The organism is Flectobacillus roseus (genome assembly GCF_030056595.1).
Lineage (GTDB): Bacteria > Bacteroidota > Bacteroidia > Cytophagales > Spirosomataceae > Flectobacillus > Flectobacillus roseus.
Genome location: NZ_JASHIF010000004.1, coordinates 311,520 through 327,946, shown reverse-complemented (window position 1 = coordinate 327,946; position 16,427 = coordinate 311,520). Strand labels below are relative to the sequence as shown.

14 protein-coding genes are annotated in these 16,427 nt (G+C 36.5%); 5 read left to right on the top strand and 9 right to left on the bottom strand.

Annotation, left to right across the window (positions count from 1 at the left end; translation table 11 throughout):
* Positions 1 to 148: 148 nt before the first annotated feature.
* Positions 149 to 1,042 (bottom strand): OmpA family protein, encoded by an 894-nt coding sequence (locus QM524_RS06050; protein WP_095160858.1) that lies wholly within the window; start codon positions 1,040 to 1,042, stop codon positions 149 to 151.
* 773 nt (positions 1,043 to 1,815) lie between these two features.
* On the opposite strand from QM524_RS06050, the gene QM524_RS06045 reads away from it, so the two are divergent.
* Entirely contained in the window at positions 1,816 to 2,667 is an 852-nt protein-coding gene (locus tag QM524_RS06045; protein WP_283343889.1) for a T9SS type A sorting domain-containing protein, read from the top strand.
* A gap of 261 nt (positions 2,668 to 2,928) precedes the next feature.
* Here the strand turns inward: QM524_RS06045 and QM524_RS06040 are convergent, their stop codons facing one another.
* Positions 2,929 to 4,179, bottom strand: a complete 1,251-nt coding sequence (locus tag QM524_RS06040; RefSeq protein WP_283343888.1) for a hypothetical protein — start codon at positions 4,177 to 4,179, stop codon at positions 2,929 to 2,931.
* 124 nt (positions 4,180 to 4,303) lie between these two features.
* Entirely contained in the window at positions 4,304 to 5,398 is a 1,095-nt protein-coding gene (locus tag QM524_RS06035; RefSeq protein ID WP_166551298.1) for a chorismate mutase, read from the bottom strand.
* Positions 5,399 to 5,768: 370 nt separating this feature from the next.
* On the opposite strand from QM524_RS06035, the gene QM524_RS06030 reads away from it, so the two are divergent.
* The 4 genes from QM524_RS06030 to QM524_RS06015 all read left to right on the top strand — a co-directional run bounded on the left by QM524_RS06030 (position 5,769) and on the right by QM524_RS06015 (position 9,041).
* A complete protein-coding gene (locus QM524_RS06030; RefSeq protein ID WP_229242032.1) occupies positions 5,769 to 6,977 on the top strand; it encodes a proline dehydrogenase family protein in 1,209 nt (402 codons plus the stop codon).
* A 180-nt stretch (positions 6,978 to 7,157) separates the two neighbouring features.
* A complete protein-coding gene (locus tag QM524_RS06025; RefSeq protein WP_283343887.1) occupies positions 7,158 to 7,829 on the top strand; it encodes a lipoprotein signal peptidase in 672 nt (223 codons plus the stop codon).
* A gap of 18 nt (positions 7,830 to 7,847) precedes the next feature.
* A complete protein-coding gene (locus tag QM524_RS06020) occupies positions 7,848 to 8,402 on the top strand; it encodes a methyltransferase family protein (protein ID WP_283343886.1) in 555 nt (184 codons plus the stop codon).
* Positions 8,403 to 8,507: 105 nt separating this feature from the next.
* The gene (locus QM524_RS06015) at positions 8,508 to 9,041 is read left to right on the top strand and encodes an SGNH/GDSL hydrolase family protein (RefSeq protein ID WP_283343885.1); all 534 of its coding nucleotides are present in this window, start codon (positions 8,508 to 8,510) and stop codon (positions 9,039 to 9,041) included.
* A 49-nt stretch (positions 9,042 to 9,090) separates the two neighbouring features.
* On the opposite strand, the gene QM524_RS06010 is transcribed toward QM524_RS06015, so the two are convergent.
* The 6 genes from QM524_RS06010 to QM524_RS05985 all read right to left on the bottom strand — a co-directional run bounded on the left by QM524_RS06010 (position 9,091) and on the right by QM524_RS05985 (position 16,419).
* Positions 9,091 to 9,666, bottom strand: coding sequence for an OmpH family outer membrane protein (locus tag QM524_RS06010; protein ID WP_283343884.1), 576 nt, complete (start codon positions 9,664 to 9,666; stop codon positions 9,091 to 9,093).
* Positions 9,667 to 9,688: 22 nt separating this feature from the next.
* The gene (locus QM524_RS06005; RefSeq protein ID WP_283343883.1) at positions 9,689 to 10,300 is read right to left on the bottom strand and encodes an OmpH family outer membrane protein; all 612 of its coding nucleotides are present in this window, start codon (positions 10,298 to 10,300) and stop codon (positions 9,689 to 9,691) included.
* A gap of 309 nt (positions 10,301 to 10,609) precedes the next feature.
* Positions 10,610 to 13,219 carry an outer membrane protein assembly factor BamA gene (bamA, locus tag QM524_RS06000; RefSeq protein WP_283343882.1) on the bottom strand — a complete coding sequence of 870 codons (2,610 nt, stop codon included), beginning with the start codon at positions 13,217 to 13,219 and terminating at the stop codon, positions 10,610 to 10,612.
* Between the two features lie 83 nt (positions 13,220 to 13,302).
* Positions 13,303 to 14,052, bottom strand: a complete 750-nt coding sequence (locus QM524_RS05995; RefSeq protein ID WP_283343881.1) for an isoprenyl transferase — start codon at positions 14,050 to 14,052, stop codon at positions 13,303 to 13,305.
* A 516-nt stretch (positions 14,053 to 14,568) separates the two neighbouring features.
* Positions 14,569 to 15,249 (bottom strand): type IX secretion system protein PorG, encoded by a 681-nt coding sequence (gene porG, locus QM524_RS05990; protein ID WP_283343880.1) that lies wholly within the window; start codon positions 15,247 to 15,249, stop codon positions 14,569 to 14,571.
* 123 nt (positions 15,250 to 15,372) lie between these two features.
* Positions 15,373 to 16,419: a DUF6089 family protein gene (locus tag QM524_RS05985; protein ID WP_283343879.1), complete on the bottom strand. Its 1,047-nt coding sequence runs from the start codon at positions 16,417 to 16,419 to the stop codon at positions 15,373 to 15,375.
* Positions 16,420 to 16,427: the final 8 nt, after the last annotated feature.

Here is a 16,427-nt window from a genome sequence, read left to right as displayed (position 1 = left end):
AATAGGCTAAAAGTTTAAATATGTTTCAAACATTTTGCCGAAAGCTCAACAATTCAATCTTATTCAGCATTATTACTTAAGATTATTACCTTATAAAAACAAAAAAGGGTTGGAATTACTTCCAACCCTTTTTACATAGCTACTAAGATTATTTACCGTTAGTCAACAATTGGAAGAATTGATCCAATTTAGGAGTTACGATAATTTCAGTTCTACGGTTCAACTTACGACCTGCAGAATTGTCATTGTTTTCTTTCGGAGAGTATTCCGAACGACCACCAGCAGTCATACGCTCAGGAGCAACGCTAAATTTAGATTGCAACAAACGAACAACAGATGTAGCGCGTTTAGCACTCAAATCCCAGTTATCTTTCACACATTCAGTAGAGATAGGTACACTATCAGTATGGCCTTCTACTAAGATGTCAAGTTCTTTATGATCGTTTACAACTTTAGCAACTTTCTCTAACACAGCTTCAGCTTTCGCGTTGATTTCTGATGAACCTGAACGGAACAACATTTTGTCAGAGATAGAGATGTAAACAACACCTTTCTTCACTTCAACAGTTACATCATCATCATTAACATCAGCCAATGAACGTTTCAAGCTCATTACCAATGCCAAGTTGATAGAGTCTTTGCGTTGGATAGAAGAGTTCAAGTTTTGGATATATTTGCTTTGATCGTTCAAAGCATCCAAAGACTTCTTAATGCTCTCAGCACCAGACTTACTAACAACTGATAAATCAGATAAACGATCTAACAAGTTTGTGTTTGTCTTTTTCAAGTAATCAACTTGATCAGTCAAATCCTTTACTTGTTTAGTTTTTGCATTCAAATCATTGTCTTTTGATTGCAAGTCAGCGCGCAAGTCACCTACTCTTTTGTCGCAATCAGCAGCGTCAGATTTAATTTTAGCAAGAGCTTCGTCTCTGCTTTTTTCAAGTTCTACAAGCTTAGCCTGCGCCTCAGCAAACTTTTTCTTGCTTACGCAAGACGATACTAGAGGTAGTAGCGCAATAAAAAGAACTAATTTTTTCATGATAAAAATTGATGTTAATTGTACAAAAGCAATGCTTTTTTAAGGTCGAATAAAGTTACAAAACGTTTTCTAAGTTTCTAACCATCTTTGACCTGCTTTTATTGTATTTTTATTTTACGTACAAATTTCGGAAAAACTCAGCAAAAACAGAAAAGCAATTGCACTTTTCAACTCCATCTACTGATAACTAGCTCATTTACAGTAGTATATTTTAATAATTTTCTAAGATTTAATTTCTATCAGATATGATTCTTGCATGAGTTTTCAGTAGATTAAAAATACCTTAAATTTTGCTAAACCATACCCTTGACAACTAAAAAAGGATTGATACAGGTGTATTTTTACTCTTCCATACCTCTCAACTTATCAATACACGGCTTGCGACATATTGGTTAAACAGCCATAAAACAAAGAAGCCAAAATACTTAAAAATAAGTATTTTGGCTTCAGTTTTGAAATATTCACAAATAACTGATTACAAGGTTATTTCATTATCAAACGCTTTTGATATATTTGTTAATTATGGTTTTCTGCACAAAAACCATAACAATACATTGTTCGACTGCACATCGGACAAAAAAATCAACTCAACTAGCACATTATTTTGGGCTGCACACTCAAATTGAATGCACTAGCTGAGTATGGAATAATTTTTCAGAATGCTTAGTCGATGTGACCCTGCACGGTCTTCATTGAATAATTATTCTGTGCAGTGTAATAGTTGCCCTTAAAACAAACTATTACCTGTAAAACATCTTTGCCCACTCCTACTTATGACAAACTTACTGGTAAGCTTTGCTCGTCAAAGCACAGGAAATGGTGTATCTGCATGTACGCCATTCCAATCGGACAAATTTGCGTCTTTGGATAACATCACTGCAATAATCGTACCAAAAAAACACGCACATTCTGCATTTATCATCATTATTTCACTAATAGCATCGTTCAATCTAGTTGGTCAACGAATAGAGGCTCTAAATTGGAAAGCTACACCAGCTCAATCTACCCAATTTAGAAGCGAATTAGGAAAAAATACTTTAGTCCTAAACCCGCAGAGCTTTGCTAATCACTTCAGCGCTTGGTTTGACTATCGTGTGAATAACGATAATGGTAATTATGCGGTTAATCTTCAAGTTAAAACTTTATCGGACAACGCTGGATTTAGCTATCAAGCGTATGATGTATACGGAAAACTTTTAACCTCAAAAGATGTTCTTTTTATCGAATCAAACAGCGCTTGGCAAAATTTGTCTTTCAATATTAGTGATTTACCAAGAGGTACTCAGAATATTCGATTTGTAGCACATACTAACAATGCCTCTATGGCCGTAGCGGATATCAAAGTCGTTGCTCAAGAAAGTGTTAGAGCTATGAGTCTTCAGTTATATCCAAACCCTACTACCAATTACGCAAAAGTAAACCTTAGCCCAGAAGTATCAGCACGTGCTAATGAACTAGCAGTGATTGGTATGGATGGAACGGTTTATCAACAAGAAGCTTTGGCAGGTAATCAAAATGATATTACTATTTCTGTAGAAAATCTTCGCTCAGGCATGTATTTCGTTCGTGTTAGTCAGAATGTAGGTAGTCCAGTAGTAGAAAAACTAGTAGTGAGACATGAATAAAAATTTGTTAAACTAGATACCTGAGACACATGAATCATCCCTAATTCAGTGATTTAGCGATTGAATGAGTGATTAATTTAAAAATTGTATTCTGGCAGTAGAGACGAAATGATTGCGTCTCTACTGCTGAATAATGACTAAGATATAAGCAACAGGAAAGATTCCATTAATAATATATCTGCGGTACACATTAATTTTATCTTTCTGATTATTAACACATTGCAACAACTAATATACCATTAACTGATAACTTCCTTTTAGTTAATTAGATATTATCGGCAAAAGCCCTTCTCTTCTGTATCGTTCTATTTCGAAAATCTGATATTGTAAATGTTCGATATCTGCATTTTCTGGTAAAAACGTTACCTTCGAGTCTACTAGAAATTTACTTTTATCTTTTGAATAATTTGAAAATCCAACTTTTACAGCCAGCAAAAAAGTTTTGTAAGAATCTGGATACAGTCGATCTAGAATGAGACTATATACATCAAGTCCCTTTGCTGTTTCAAGCTGATCAGATGAAATATGACTGCCCATCATGGTAGTCTCCAAAAACATGGTATCGGTATGTTGCGCATTCATATAAAACCCCAACCAACAATGATTGGGAGTGGTCACAATCAATGGATGAATTCCCATTCTATACAAAATAGAAGCAAAGAGCACCGTCCCATCTACACAATTAGCTTGTTGAGAAGCTAGTGATTCGCTTGGTCTTCGTACAAATTGATGAACTACCAAAGGATATTTTTGGGCAGGTTCATTATTGGACGATACTAAAGAACTATATTTTACTCCTCGCTGTCTCAACACATTCCAAACAGCAAATACCTGTCTAAGTACCTCCATCCTATCGTTAGTCTGATATCCCGTGATACTATTCACAATTCCTGTGCGCATAATTTCGGGCATAAGCTGATTCGTAATAATAGGATGATTTTCATTGACATAGGCCGCATACATAAAATTCATATCATGTATCACTTTTTGTCTATGTATAAAAATATACGGACAATCATTGATACTTCTGACTGTTACAATTTTGGTTTGTTTTTCCTTTAATACATCATTGACATACACATAGTAGTTGACATTGACAGGAAAAGGTTGAGAGATATTACTGAGAACATCCCATTTGTAGGCTATTTCTGGAAAAATTTGATATTTTGTACTTTTACCATTTAAGTACACCGAGAAGGAGCTTGTTTCCATTATTTTGGGGCATTCAACTACCAATTTCACATTGGCGGGTCCTAATTTCAAATAGGTAATTTCTATCCCAAACTGCCCTTCACTATCGCCAAAATATGTTTTCTTGTCTTGAGGCGTATCATTATCTTTCAAATAATTACGATTGACATTGGCAAGCACATAAGAAGGATAAAGTTTATCGTCCATTTCGACAATAGGCTTCCAAAAAACACCGTTACTATCGTCAGCTTTTGGAGTTTGCGCAGTCAATAAATTGCTAAAAAACAGAAGATTAAACAGAATAAGTAGGGCTTTTTTCATAGACTATACGGGTATTATGTGGAAGAGGCAAAATAGAGGTTTTTCCCGATATAATCAATGCCGAAAAAAAAGTGGTTGCCATTTTTATGACAACCACTTTTTTTATTTATTGCTCAGAGTGAGATTATGCCAAAGAAGAGTGCATAACTTCAGTTTGTTTTCTGATAGACTCCAAGTGAACAAGTTTGAATAATTCTTCAACAAATTCAGGGTACAAACCTAAGCCAGAAGCTTGTTTTGCACGATCAGCATGTACTTGTTTCCAACGATCCAATTGCAATACAGCAACGCTGTTATCACGCTTGTATTCGCCCAATTTCTCAACTACTGCCATACGAGCAGCCAAAACTTCCATCAGCTCACGGTCGATGTTATCGATTTTAGCACGCAAGCCAGCTAATTCGTCAGTAAATTCAACGCCGTAGTTTGCTTTACGAACCTCAAGCTCACGCAACATTTCGCCTAAAGCTTCAGGAGTCAATTGCTGAGAAGCATCAGACCAAGCTTTATCTGGATCGCGGTGAGTTTCGATAATCATACCATCGTAGTTCAAGTCAAGAATACGTTGTGACAATTCCATCAACAACGAACGCTTACCTGCCATGTGCGACGGGTCACCAATCATTGGTAATTGTGGGAACAAACGTTTCATCTCAACGGCCATTTGCCACATTGGAGAGTTACGATATTTTGTTTCCTGAGCATTAGAGAAACCACGGTGGATTGCACCAATTTTCTTGATACCAGCACCTTGTAAACGTTCAAAAGCACCAACCCAAAGAGCTAAGTCTGGGTTAACTGGGTTTTTCACTAATACAGGAATATCAACACCTTTCAATGCATCAGCTAAATCTTGTACGTTGAATGGGTTTACAGTTGTTCTTGCTCCAATCCACAATACATCAACACCATATTTCAATGCTAACTCAATATGTTCAGGATTTGCTACCTCAATTGCTAACGGTAATCCAGTTTGTTTTTTTGCTTCAGCTAACCATTGTAAAGCTGGCTCTCCCATGCCTTCAAAACTACCTGGACGAGTACGTGGCTTCCATACACCTGCACGCATAATGTGTGCATAACCTTCCGCTTTGATTCGGTTGGCTGTTTCAAGTACTTGCTCTTCTGTTTCAGCAGAACAAGGACCTGCAATAATTAAGGGTTTGCCGTCAGTATTAATCCATTCCTGCATCGGCACTACGTCTAAATTTGCGTTCATTGGCAAACAGTATTAATTCAAGTAAAAAAATATAAACTTACACGATACACTAGGATATCAACGAAGCATCACTCAACTTCAAAGATTACTAGTATCTTTGCTTCAGAATGACAATCTAATTGAGTTCAGATAGGTTCCAGTTCTAACACCAAAAGAACTGCAAATTCTAACCAAACAAGGGATTAATAAAAAAATCCTACCCCAATGTATTTTTGTATTATTCTAATATACTATATTTGCACGTTTTAATTAATTTTAAGCAATTAACACACTACTTAACAATGTGATACTAACGGGTTTTTAATTAAAACATTATTTGAAAACTTGATCACCATCTAACAACATATTAGTCGATTTTTCGTCTTTGAACATGACTAAAACATCCATTTCACAACCGATGATGAAGGCCGATAAAATATCCTTTGAGGACATGTCTATCGCATTTTCAGACAAATCTGATTTACAATTAAAGAAGATGTATCTCATCTTTGCAAGTATGAATCAGAACTGGCTTGTAAAGTTAGGAACTTTTTTTATCAAACTGTTCATTTTTCTTCATTTTCCTATCAAAAAACTGATTAAATCTACTGTATTCGAACAGTTTTGTGGAGGCGAAACATTGCAGGAATGCAATAAGGCAATAGAAAATTTGGACAAAGCTAAGATTGGCACAATTTTGGACTATTCCGTGGAGGGAGAAGATAGTGAATCTAGTTTTGAGCTTACAAAAGAAGAAATCCTTAAAACGATCGAAAAAGCACAGAATAATAGTGCTATTCCCTTCGCAGTTTTCAAAGTAACAGGCATTAGTAGTACTGAATTACTTGAAAAAGTACAAAGTGAAGTCCCATTGACTGCCGAAGAATCTTCTGCATTTGAAAGAGTTCACCAAAGAATGTATGATTTGTGCAGTAAAGCTGCTGAATTACATGTTCGTATTTTTGTAGATGCTGAAGAATCTTGGATTCAAGATGCTATTGACGCGCTAACTTACGACATGATGGCTCATTTTAACAAGCAAGAATGTATCGTGTACAACACGTTCCAAATGTATCGTAAAGATATGCTAGAGAACTTGAAAGCTGCGACCGAAACTGCTCGTAAAAACGGCTATTTATTAGGGGTAAAGCTTGTACGTGGTGCATACATGGAAAAAGAAAGACAGCGTGCGCATGAAGGAAATTACTGTGAGCCTGTTCATGAAACAAAAGAGAACACAGATAAAGACTTCAATCTAGCCGTTGAATACGCTGTAACAAATCGTGATGCTATTTCGATTTGTGTGGGTACTCACAACGAATACAGCTGCAAGTATTTGGCACAACTCATGGAAAAGAACGGAATTGATGCCAAAGACAAACACTTCTATTTTGCACAGCTATTGGGTATGTCCGACAACATTTCTTATAACCTAGCTCATGCTGGCTACAATGTTGCTAAATATGTACCTTATGGCCCAGTAGAAGCTGTTATGCCTTATTTGTTCCGTCGTGCTGCCGAAAATACTTCTGTAGCGGGACAAGCAAGCCGTGAGTTTACTTTGATTAAGAAAGAAATGGTACGTCGTCAGAAAAGATAGTTGACGATTTACTAAAGAATAAAATAAAAACGCCACGGGCTATTTTGTCATCGTGGCGTTTTTATTTTGTACCTTTGCGATTCAAAAGCAAAACTAAGGTTTGTTTAACCATTTAATGTACTAACTGCCACCTAGCTCATGGACTTGTGAGAGTTTGGGTGTGGCAAAATTCTAAACAAAATGTTTCGTTCCCCATACAAATATTTTTGGCTTACTTTCTTACTTATCGTTATCGACCAAATTATTAAGCTCGCTATTTATCATTTTTTGAAATATGAAGGCAACGAAGTTCCTATCATTGGCGATTTTGTGAAGCTTCATTATGTACTCAACAAAGGAATGGCCTTTGGTATAACGCTTGATTTTCTTCCAAAAGGATATAGCAAAATTGTATTGAGTCTTTTTAGAGTTTTTGCGATGGTTGGCATTGGCTATTATTTGACAAAACTTGCTAAAAAGAACGCTCATGAGGGTTTGCTTTGGAGTATTGCAGCTATTTTGGGTGGAGCCATTGGAAACGTAATAGACAGTACATTTTATGGTGTATTATTGCACAATGCTCCGTATGACTCTCCTACCCCTTGGTTTCATGGACAAGTAATCGATATGTTTTTCTTTGACTTCTATCAAGGATGGATTCCAGAATGGGTGCCTGTTTGGGGGGGAAGTTGGTATTCAACGCCAATATTCAATTTTGCAGATGCAGCAATCTTCTGTGGTGTAATGGCTATTATGATTTGGCAAAATACTTTTTTTGCCTCTTTGGAACCTAAACCTGCACCAGTAGCACCTTCTGTAGATGTAGATATGAATGCTGCTGATACAAATGAATCTGTATCTTCTCAAGAATAGCTATAAATTGATAAAAATATGAAAATAGAGATTATCATTGGCATATTATGGATTGTGTATGGAACGCTTCATTCTGCCTTAGCGTCCAATGAAGTGAAGAATAAAATCAACTTTCCCTACTACAGATTGGCCTATACGATACTTTCGCTCGTACTGATGATTCCAATCCTGTATTTTCAACTCACAACACCCTCTCAATTGTTAATGCCTGCAAGCACGGCTAACAATATTTTTGGAGGATTGATGATTAGTTTAGGTGTTTATATGTTATTTATTTCCTTCAAACAGTACGATTTAAAAGCATTTTTAGGCATACAAGCAGAAGCTCCTGCACAGTTGATTACCGATGGTATTATGAGTGTTGTTAGGCATCCGCTTTATTTAAGTACCCTCGTTATTGTTTGGGGAGTATTTGGCATCACAGGAACAGCCAACAACCTAGCCATGGCATTAGCTTTGACTGCTTATATTCGTATTGGAATATATTTTGAAGAAAAAAAGTTGGTTCAGATTTTTGGTAAAACTTATGAAAAATACCAAAAAGAAGTTCCTATGTTAATTCCCAAATTGTAGGAAGTCTACTCAAAAATGAAACTTGCTCTCAAAATATCTTTGCTGCTCAACCTTCTGTTTGTAGCAGCTTTTTTTTGGCTGTTAAGAAAGTATTCTGATAAGTTTATGCAAAAGTTATTTCCAGAAAATGCCATAATTCTTATTCTTGGTGACTCAATCCTAGCGCAAGAAAATTGGAGCAAATGGTTGGGAAGGCTTGACATCAGTAATCAAGCTTACGGAGGAGCAATTACGCAACAAATAAGATGGAATATTGGTAAAGGGTTTCCTGAAAAAACAAAGCTTGTTATCCTAAATGGTGGAATCAATGATTTATTTTCGGGAGTGCCTGTAGAACATATCTTAGAGAACTATGGTTTTTTTATTCAGCAGTCAAAGAGGCAGTCTATCCGACTTATCATTAATAGCTGCATATATACCGAAAATCAGGCAGAAATCAATCAAAAGATTAAAGTGCTCAATGAAGGTTTATTAAAGCTCTGTAATCAAGAAAAAATCTCATTCTGCGATATAAATTCAAAACTTTGTGAAAATGGTTTTTTATTGAGTGTCTACAGTATTGATGGCGTTCATTTGCAAAAAAATGCTTATCAAGTTTGGGCTGAAATGTTGTTAGAATTAATTACGATCACCCCATAAAAAAGCCCAAGATAAATCTTGGGCTTTTTTATTATCGAAAAATCAATGATTATTTCTTTGGAGCTGCTGGCGCTGGAGCTGGAGCTGCAGTTACTGGCTTAGGAGTAACACCCATTTTCTTCAATACTAAATCAGAGATGTTAGCATCGTCTGGAGCGTGCAACACGATTGGTGTTGTACCTTGACCTGCATCGTAGTTGAATACGTACGTGTAAGCATTTTCTTTAGCTACAACGTGCATATTGTCTTCGATTTTTTTCAACAATGGTTGCAACAACTGAGCTTGTTTCTTTTGTAAAGAAGTAGCTGATGACTGACGGAATTCTTCAATCTCATTTTGAAGGTTTTGTAAGATTTTCTCTTTATCAGCTTTGATTACGTCATTCATTGTAGCCTGATTTTTTTCGTATTCAGCATATTTAGCTTGAAAATCTTTGATTTTACCTTGCAACAAGTTTTCATATTGAGTTTGCGTAGTTTTCAATTCAGCTTCTACTTGTTTTGCTTCTGGTAATTGGTTCAATACGTAATCTAAGCTAATGTAACCAATTTTTGTTTGTGCATTTACGTTAGAGGTAGCCAATGCCACAATAGCAAACAAGGCGATAAAAAATTTGTTCTTCATTTTTGTCATTTTGATTTGTTAATTAGTTTTTTTTGTTTGTTTTCGCTTTTGAGTTTCCTGTTGGCTCCTCTTTGGCATTGTTTTGTTCTTCTTTTTCTTTTTCCTTTAACTGTTCAACAGAGATACCCAATTCTTCCATCACATAATCGGTATAGTCATGGGTAGGGTTTGTATAAATCATTACCAAACTATCAGATGCTTTATCAAAGATAAAATCAAGTCTTTTTAGTTTAACGATTTTTTCTGTAGCCTTCACAATCTGGTCCAAAATAGGACGCATGATTTCTTGTTTCTTCTTAAAAAGCTCTCCATTCAATCCAAATACTCGATTTTGGAGTTCTTTTACCTCCTTATCTTTATCAGCGATGGTTCGGAGTCTCTGCTGGCGCATTTCCTCTGTAAGCAATACTTCTTCCGCACGATACGCTTTTTCAAGTTTGGCAACTTCCTCATTTTTCTCAGAAATCTCCTTCACCCATTTAGTCGTGAGTTTTTCTATATCTTCTTGTGCCTTTTGATATTCAGGCATTTTGGAAGTAATATACTCTGTATCGATATAGCCAATCTTTTGTCCGAAGCTACTCATACAAGCACTAAAGAAAACCAAAATTAGTAAAAAAATCTGCTTATTCACGGTGATAAGGGTTATTTAGTTAAAACTAAGGAAGGTTCTGTATGTGCTTATAAATGTATCAAATGAGATGGCATCTACAGTTCCTGACTAGCATTTGGTAGAACATTAACGACGAGGCTCTTCGTAATATTGAATCTTGAATTCTCTAAATTCAGAGATTAACAAATGCTTAACAAATATATACTGAATTTGCCAAGTCTAAAATTACTACGAATAAAACTCCTCCAGAAACCATTGATTCTATCCTTTACAGAAACAAAGGGTAATAAGAACAAGAATTCCTATTACCCTTTGCAAAGTGTCTATAAACTATCGGATTTGTTGACCGATTGAGAAAGTAAAGGCTTGGCGACCAAAATCTGACACACCAGGAACTTTATCAAATGCCCAACCATAATCGATACCAATCATACCAAACGCTGGCATAAAGATACGTGCACCAACACCCGCTGATTTATATAACTTGAATGGGTTGTATTCTTGATAGTTAGCAAAGTTGTTACCTCCTTCAGCAAAAGCTAATAAGAAAATGGTTGCTGATGGGTTAAGCGATACTGGATAACGCATTTCCATTACAAACTTATTGTAAGCAACTCCACCATTTGGCACTGTTCCTTGCGAACCTAAAATACGATCTTTATAACCTCTCAAACCAATAATATCACGGCTAGCAATCGTATAACCTGTCATCATACCCGAACCACCTACGTCAAAACGCTCGAATACAGAGATGGCTTTATTTGGATTATAACTACCCAAGAAACCCATGTGTGTACGCATGTGGAACACTAACTTATTGGTAATTGCGGTAAACCAACTGGCATCAAACATCCATTTGTGGTACTCAATCAATGTGCTATTCGTATTTCCACTAATTAACGAATATGGAGGTGTTAAAGATGCTGTTAATGAGAAACTAGATCCATAACGAGGGAAAGTAGGGTTGTCAATACTGTTACGAGATAAGTTCGTTACAAAAGCAATAGACAATGATTTTCCTTCAGGGTATCCATAATAACTAGAACCTAAACCTGCAATATCAATCAATGACAACGAAAGTGAGTTACTCAAAGAGAAATAATCATCTGGCCATTTCAAGCGTTTTCCTAAACTGAACGACAAACTTGTACTGTTGAAGTGAGCACTGTTTTGAGCAGTTGTCGCACTATCTTGTTGTGCTGTCGTCAAAGTCGAAGTCGAAGTTCCTGTACCGTATCCATAGCCGTATCCATAACCATAACCGCCATAAGCATAAGGGTTCGACAAATAGTTGTATTGCTGAATCTTGTAAGGATATGAAATGTTACGGCTCAAAGTCACTGAGAATGAGTTTGGCTTTTTACCACCTAACCAAGGCTCCGTAAATGACAATGAGTAGTTTTGATAAGCAACACCATTGGCTTGGAAACGTACTGATAGTTTTTGTCCATCACCTGAAGGAAGTGGCTTCCAAGATTCCCAGTTACCAATATTTTTGGCAGAGAAGTTATTGAAAGTTACCCCCAACGTACCTACGAATCCGATATAACCACCCCAACCACCAGACAATTCAATCTGGTCAGAAGGTTTTTCTTCTACGTTGTATTCAATGTCTACCGTACCATCCGCTTTTGGAATTGGGTTTGGCGTAATTTTTTCAGGGTTGAAGTATCCAATGGTTGATAATTCACGTACTGTACGAATAATCGCTGACTTATTGAATTTTTGTCCTGGCAATGTTCTAATCTCACGCATTACTACGTGGTCAGAAGTTTTGGTATTACCATTTACAATTACTTTGTTAATCGTAGCTTGTTTACCTTCAGTAATACGGAATGTAATATCAATTGAGTCGCCAACTACAGCAGTTTCAACTGGCTCACATTGGAAATACAAATAACCATTGTCCATGTAAGCTGAACTTACGTCTTCTTGAGGTTTTCCGTTCAAGCGTTTTTCCAAATCTTCTGTATTGTAGATATCTCCTTTTTTAACCCCTAAAATTTCAGTCAATACTGAGTCAGGATAAATGTAGTTACCTTCCCAGAAAATATTACGGTAGTGATATTGACGACCTTCTTCCATTCTGAAAATTACCTTTACGGTTTTGTCACTATCCTTAAACACTGAGTCTTTCAAAATTTGAGCATCACGATACCCTTTTTTATTGTAGTACTCAATCAACTTACCTTTATCTTCTTCAAATTTCTTTGGAACATATTTTGAAGGCGTAAATATTCTCCAAAATTTCCTCTCCTTCGTACCTTTCAATTTGCGTTTAAGGGTGCTAAGTTTCATTTCTGACACACCATCAAACTCAATTTTCGAGATTTTTACTTTATCACCTTTCTTGATATAAATCTTCATTGTAGCATTATTACCACGTAAAGTATCTGTTCTTTCAGCAATTTTGATACCTACGTTCAGGTATCCTTTCTCTTGGTAATGCTTTTTGATTGCCAGCTCAATATTTTTCTTTACTGTAGCTGTAATGATTTTCCCCTTGTAAGTCTTGATTTTATCAGAAAGCGTTTCTTGTTCACCTTTTCTGATGCCGTTATATTCAATTCTGAAAAGACGAGGGCGCTCTTTTAATTGAATCACTAACCAAATTTTATTACCTTCGATTTTGGCAGCTTGCACCTCTACTTCTTCAAGGATACCTTGATCCATCAATTTCTTAATAGCCGAAGAAATGGCATCTCCAGGCACTTTGATTTTATCGCCAACACGAAGCCCAGAAAGGGTAATCATCGAGTTGCCATCATAAAATTTAGAACCCGATACTACGATATCCGCAATTTCATACTCTTGAGGTGAAGCATAATTAAGCTCTGCTTGAGCTGGAGTTGCAGGACGCCCCATACCACCAAATCTCAACTGAGCTTGCGTAATAAATGAAAGAAGGGTTAAGCAAAACAGAAAGGAATATTTCTTCATTGTATAGTTTTTGTTAGTCATAATTAGAGGTATGTTGTGTGTAGCATACCTTTGGCTAACTATTCTGTGACACGCTCTTTGTTTTATATACTTTTTTTAATCTGTTCGGATGTTCGGCCAAATCTTCTTTCTCTTGCCTGATAATCGCCAATAGCAATATGGAGGTGCTCACGGCGGAAATCTGGCCAGAAAAGATCCTCAAAGATGTAGAGTTCCGCATAAGCTAGTTGCCAAAGCATAAAGTTACTGATACGGTGATCGCCACCTGTGCGAATCATTAAGTCTGGATTCGGGATGCCTTTGGTATCAAGTGAAAGCTCAAAAACTGATTCATTGATGTCGTCAAGACCAATCGTACCTTCTTTCACTTGTTGGGCTAATTTTTTAGCCGCATTAACAATATCCCATTTGCCACTGTAGCTCAAGGCCAAAATTACGGTTAAGCCTGTATTATTTTTGGTATCCTCAATAGCTGACAACAATTCTCTACGTGAATAATCAGGTAAAGCACTTGTATCGCCGATGGTATCCAAGCGCACATTGTTTTTGTGCATGGTTGGTACTTCTTCTTTGATCGTTTTTACAAGCAAATTCATCAAACCATCTACCTCCGCTTTAGGTCTGTTCCAGTTTTCGGTAGAAAAAGCGTAAAGCGTTAAATATTTTACCCCTAATTCGCCACAGCCTTCTATCACGTCTTTTACCGCTTTAAGGGCATTACGATGTCCAAAAATTCTATCAGTAAAGCCTTTTTGCTTGGCCCAACGGCCATTTCCGTCCATGATAACGGCTATGTGTTTTGGTAGATTGTCTCGGTCTAATTGTTCTTTCACTGATTTAACACTTTTTAACAAACAGTTGGATTCATAAGGGCTTATTCTACGCTCATTTGCTAGTTTTTGAACCAATTTGATGGTTTCAAAAAGCTTTCAACTCTAGCTCTATTCTATCCTAAAATGCCCTAAAAGCCTCTAATTTACATGAATCTATTAAGATTATTGCAAATTTAACGAAATAAACCCCCTATTCAAAATGACAGGAAGTCATATTAGGCTCTTCAAATGATCTTTAGTCCATAAAAATCAAAAGCGCCCATTTAGTATTACCTAAATGAGCGCTATTACTGATATCATATTTTGAGGCTTAAACAAGCTACCTATTGTTTCCTCTCAGAAGTAATTCAATTTAAGTTAGTGGGTAAATAACCTTCAACTTTCTGGCTTTCAGGTATCGGCTTTCGGCTATTGGCATTCGGGAAAACATATCTGTAGTTACTAAAAAACAGGCTAAAACTCTTTACCTTGTGCCTGTTGTCTAGTGCCTAATCATATATTTTGCAGTATTACTACTTAATTAGGTGGGCAATAAATTTTGATGAATTTAAAACTCAGCGTCAAACTTGTATAATAATACATATCGCCTTTAGAATAATCGTTTTGTTGTGTTTTAGGTAATGTGGGGTCATTCCCTCCCAAATTATCCAAATAATCGGTAAAGGTCTTTCTTGTTCCAAACTCCAAATTCAAGTCCCAAGGTCCTTTAATGTTGTACTTGATACCCACACCAAAAGGCAAGACAATCTGATTTTGTTTATAATCTGCCGTAGGATTATCTCTTGGTGAGAATTTCATAAAACCAACACCTCCAAAAACATAAGGAGACCAGTCCTTATGATAGCGATGATACTGATAGTTAAAAAAATTATATTCTGCCGTCAAGCTCAATTCATTGATGGTAGTTGAAAAGTTCTTTCCTCTTTGCTGATTAAATGGGTCACTACTATTTTTGTCATCACCAGCGATACTACCCATCAAAGCACTTGCTCGAAATGATAAATCTTTTTTGAGATTATAGCGAAAAAACAAATTACCCCCCAGCTTTGCCGTGCCTATTTGTAAATCTGGAGAAATATCACCTTTGTAGTTCATTGCCCCTAATCCTGCGCCAATTTCAATTTTTTGAGCCCACAATTGCGTAGTGTATACACTAGCAATAGCGAAAATCAACACATAAACTCTCAAGTTGGTCATAAAATAATGGAAAAGTAGTTTTCTAAGGAACAAAAAAGTCAGGCATTAAATCCTGACTTTTAGGCTTGTAGCGTATTTTAAATTACTTTTATAAGTAAAAATTATACCAATTTTTTATAATCACTAACGAAGTGGAGGACACTTTATTTTAGTTGGAATATAATAAATCAACTTCACAGAAGTAAGCATGTAAGAGTCCTTATATTTGCTATTACCTCGAGCATCAGTACGGTCTGAAAAACCTGGTACCGACGAATAGGTAAATGGATCAACCCCTGAACCTGGATTGTAAACACCTATAGATGTTAGATAATTAATCACACCATTGGTACGATCTTTACCCGAATAGGCTGCTGTTCGTTCTAAAGTACGATTGGCCATCGCAACAGACAATGCACTCTGTGTGCCTAAATCTGCTGGATCTGCATAAAATCCACCAACGTCATCAAGATAATCGGTCATCGTAAATCTATATCCAATTTCAAGTCCTAAGTCAAAATTATGGTTGAGCTTATATCTAACGCCAATTCCAAGTGGTGCCGAAACGCTGATTAAAGAATAAGGTTGAGCATACCCCGGTAAACCTTGCCCTTCGGTATGAAGAGGTTGTAGGCGCACCCAATCACTTTGATCAGGAAATAAAGTCTTGTCAGGTTTTGCCATTGGATCATGCGCAAATACTGCTACTCCCCCAAAAATATAAGGAATAACTGCCGCACGACGCGCAGAACCTTTGGCTGTTCTTACAAAATCATATTGTCCAACAATCGAGAATTCTTTGATGTCATTACGAAAATGGAGATTACGCATAAAGTTTGCCTCAAAGCCAGACACACCATCCATGTAATTATCATCACCAAAAATCCGAGCCCATGTCAGGCCAAATCTTAAGCCAAATTGTGGAGACAACTGACGGGTAAAATTAAAGGAGGCATTCCAGCGAACGCCATTGATGGTTGACTGTAAAAAGCGGTTGTACGGCGATAGCTCTCCATAATAGTGTGATGATCCTACACCAATGCTCACTGACGAATAAGCCTCGAATGTCTTTCTTTTCTTTGGCTGATCTTTGCTTCCGAATAAGTTCGAAAACTTGAATTGAGCATTACTCTCATGGAAACCAAACACACCTAACATCAAGAAAAACACTAGTGCAATATTTTTTTTCATAAGTCGGG

What these genes read in the sequence shown, in the direction of transcription:
- QM524_RS06050 (WP_095160858.1), bottom strand. Translation starts at nt 1,042, where the DNA reads ATGAAAAAATTAGTTCTTTTTATTGCGCTACTACCTCTAGTATCGTCT.
- QM524_RS06045 (WP_283343889.1), top strand. Translation starts at nt 1,816, where the DNA reads ATGACAAACTTACTGGTAAGCTTTGCTCGTCAAAGCACAGGAAATGGT.
- QM524_RS06040 (WP_283343888.1), bottom strand. Translation starts at nt 4,179, where the DNA reads ATGAAAAAAGCCCTACTTATTCTGTTTAATCTTCTGTTTTTTAGCAAT.
- QM524_RS06035 (WP_166551298.1), bottom strand. Translation starts at nt 5,398, where the DNA reads ATGAACGCAAATTTAGACGTAGTGCCGATGCAGGAATGGATTAATACT.
- QM524_RS06030 (WP_229242032.1), top strand. Translation starts at nt 5,769, where the DNA reads ATGACTAAAACATCCATTTCACAACCGATGATGAAGGCCGATAAAATA.
- QM524_RS06025 (WP_283343887.1), top strand. Translation starts at nt 7,158, where the DNA reads ATGTTTCGTTCCCCATACAAATATTTTTGGCTTACTTTCTTACTTATC.
- QM524_RS06020 (WP_283343886.1), top strand. Translation starts at nt 7,848, where the DNA reads ATGAAAATAGAGATTATCATTGGCATATTATGGATTGTGTATGGAACG.
- QM524_RS06015 (WP_283343885.1), top strand. Translation starts at nt 8,508, where the DNA reads ATGCAAAAGTTATTTCCAGAAAATGCCATAATTCTTATTCTTGGTGAC.
- QM524_RS06010 (WP_283343884.1), bottom strand. Translation starts at nt 9,666, where the DNA reads ATGAAGAACAAATTTTTTATCGCCTTGTTTGCTATTGTGGCATTGGCT.
- bamA (WP_283343882.1), bottom strand. Translation starts at nt 13,219, where the DNA reads ATGAAGAAATATTCCTTTCTGTTTTGCTTAACCCTTCTTTCATTTATT.
- porG (WP_283343880.1), bottom strand. Translation starts at nt 15,249, where the DNA reads ATGACCAACTTGAGAGTTTATGTGTTGATTTTCGCTATTGCTAGTGTA.
- QM524_RS05985 (WP_283343879.1), bottom strand. Translation starts at nt 16,419, where the DNA reads ATGAAAAAAAATATTGCACTAGTGTTTTTCTTGATGTTAGGTGTGTTT.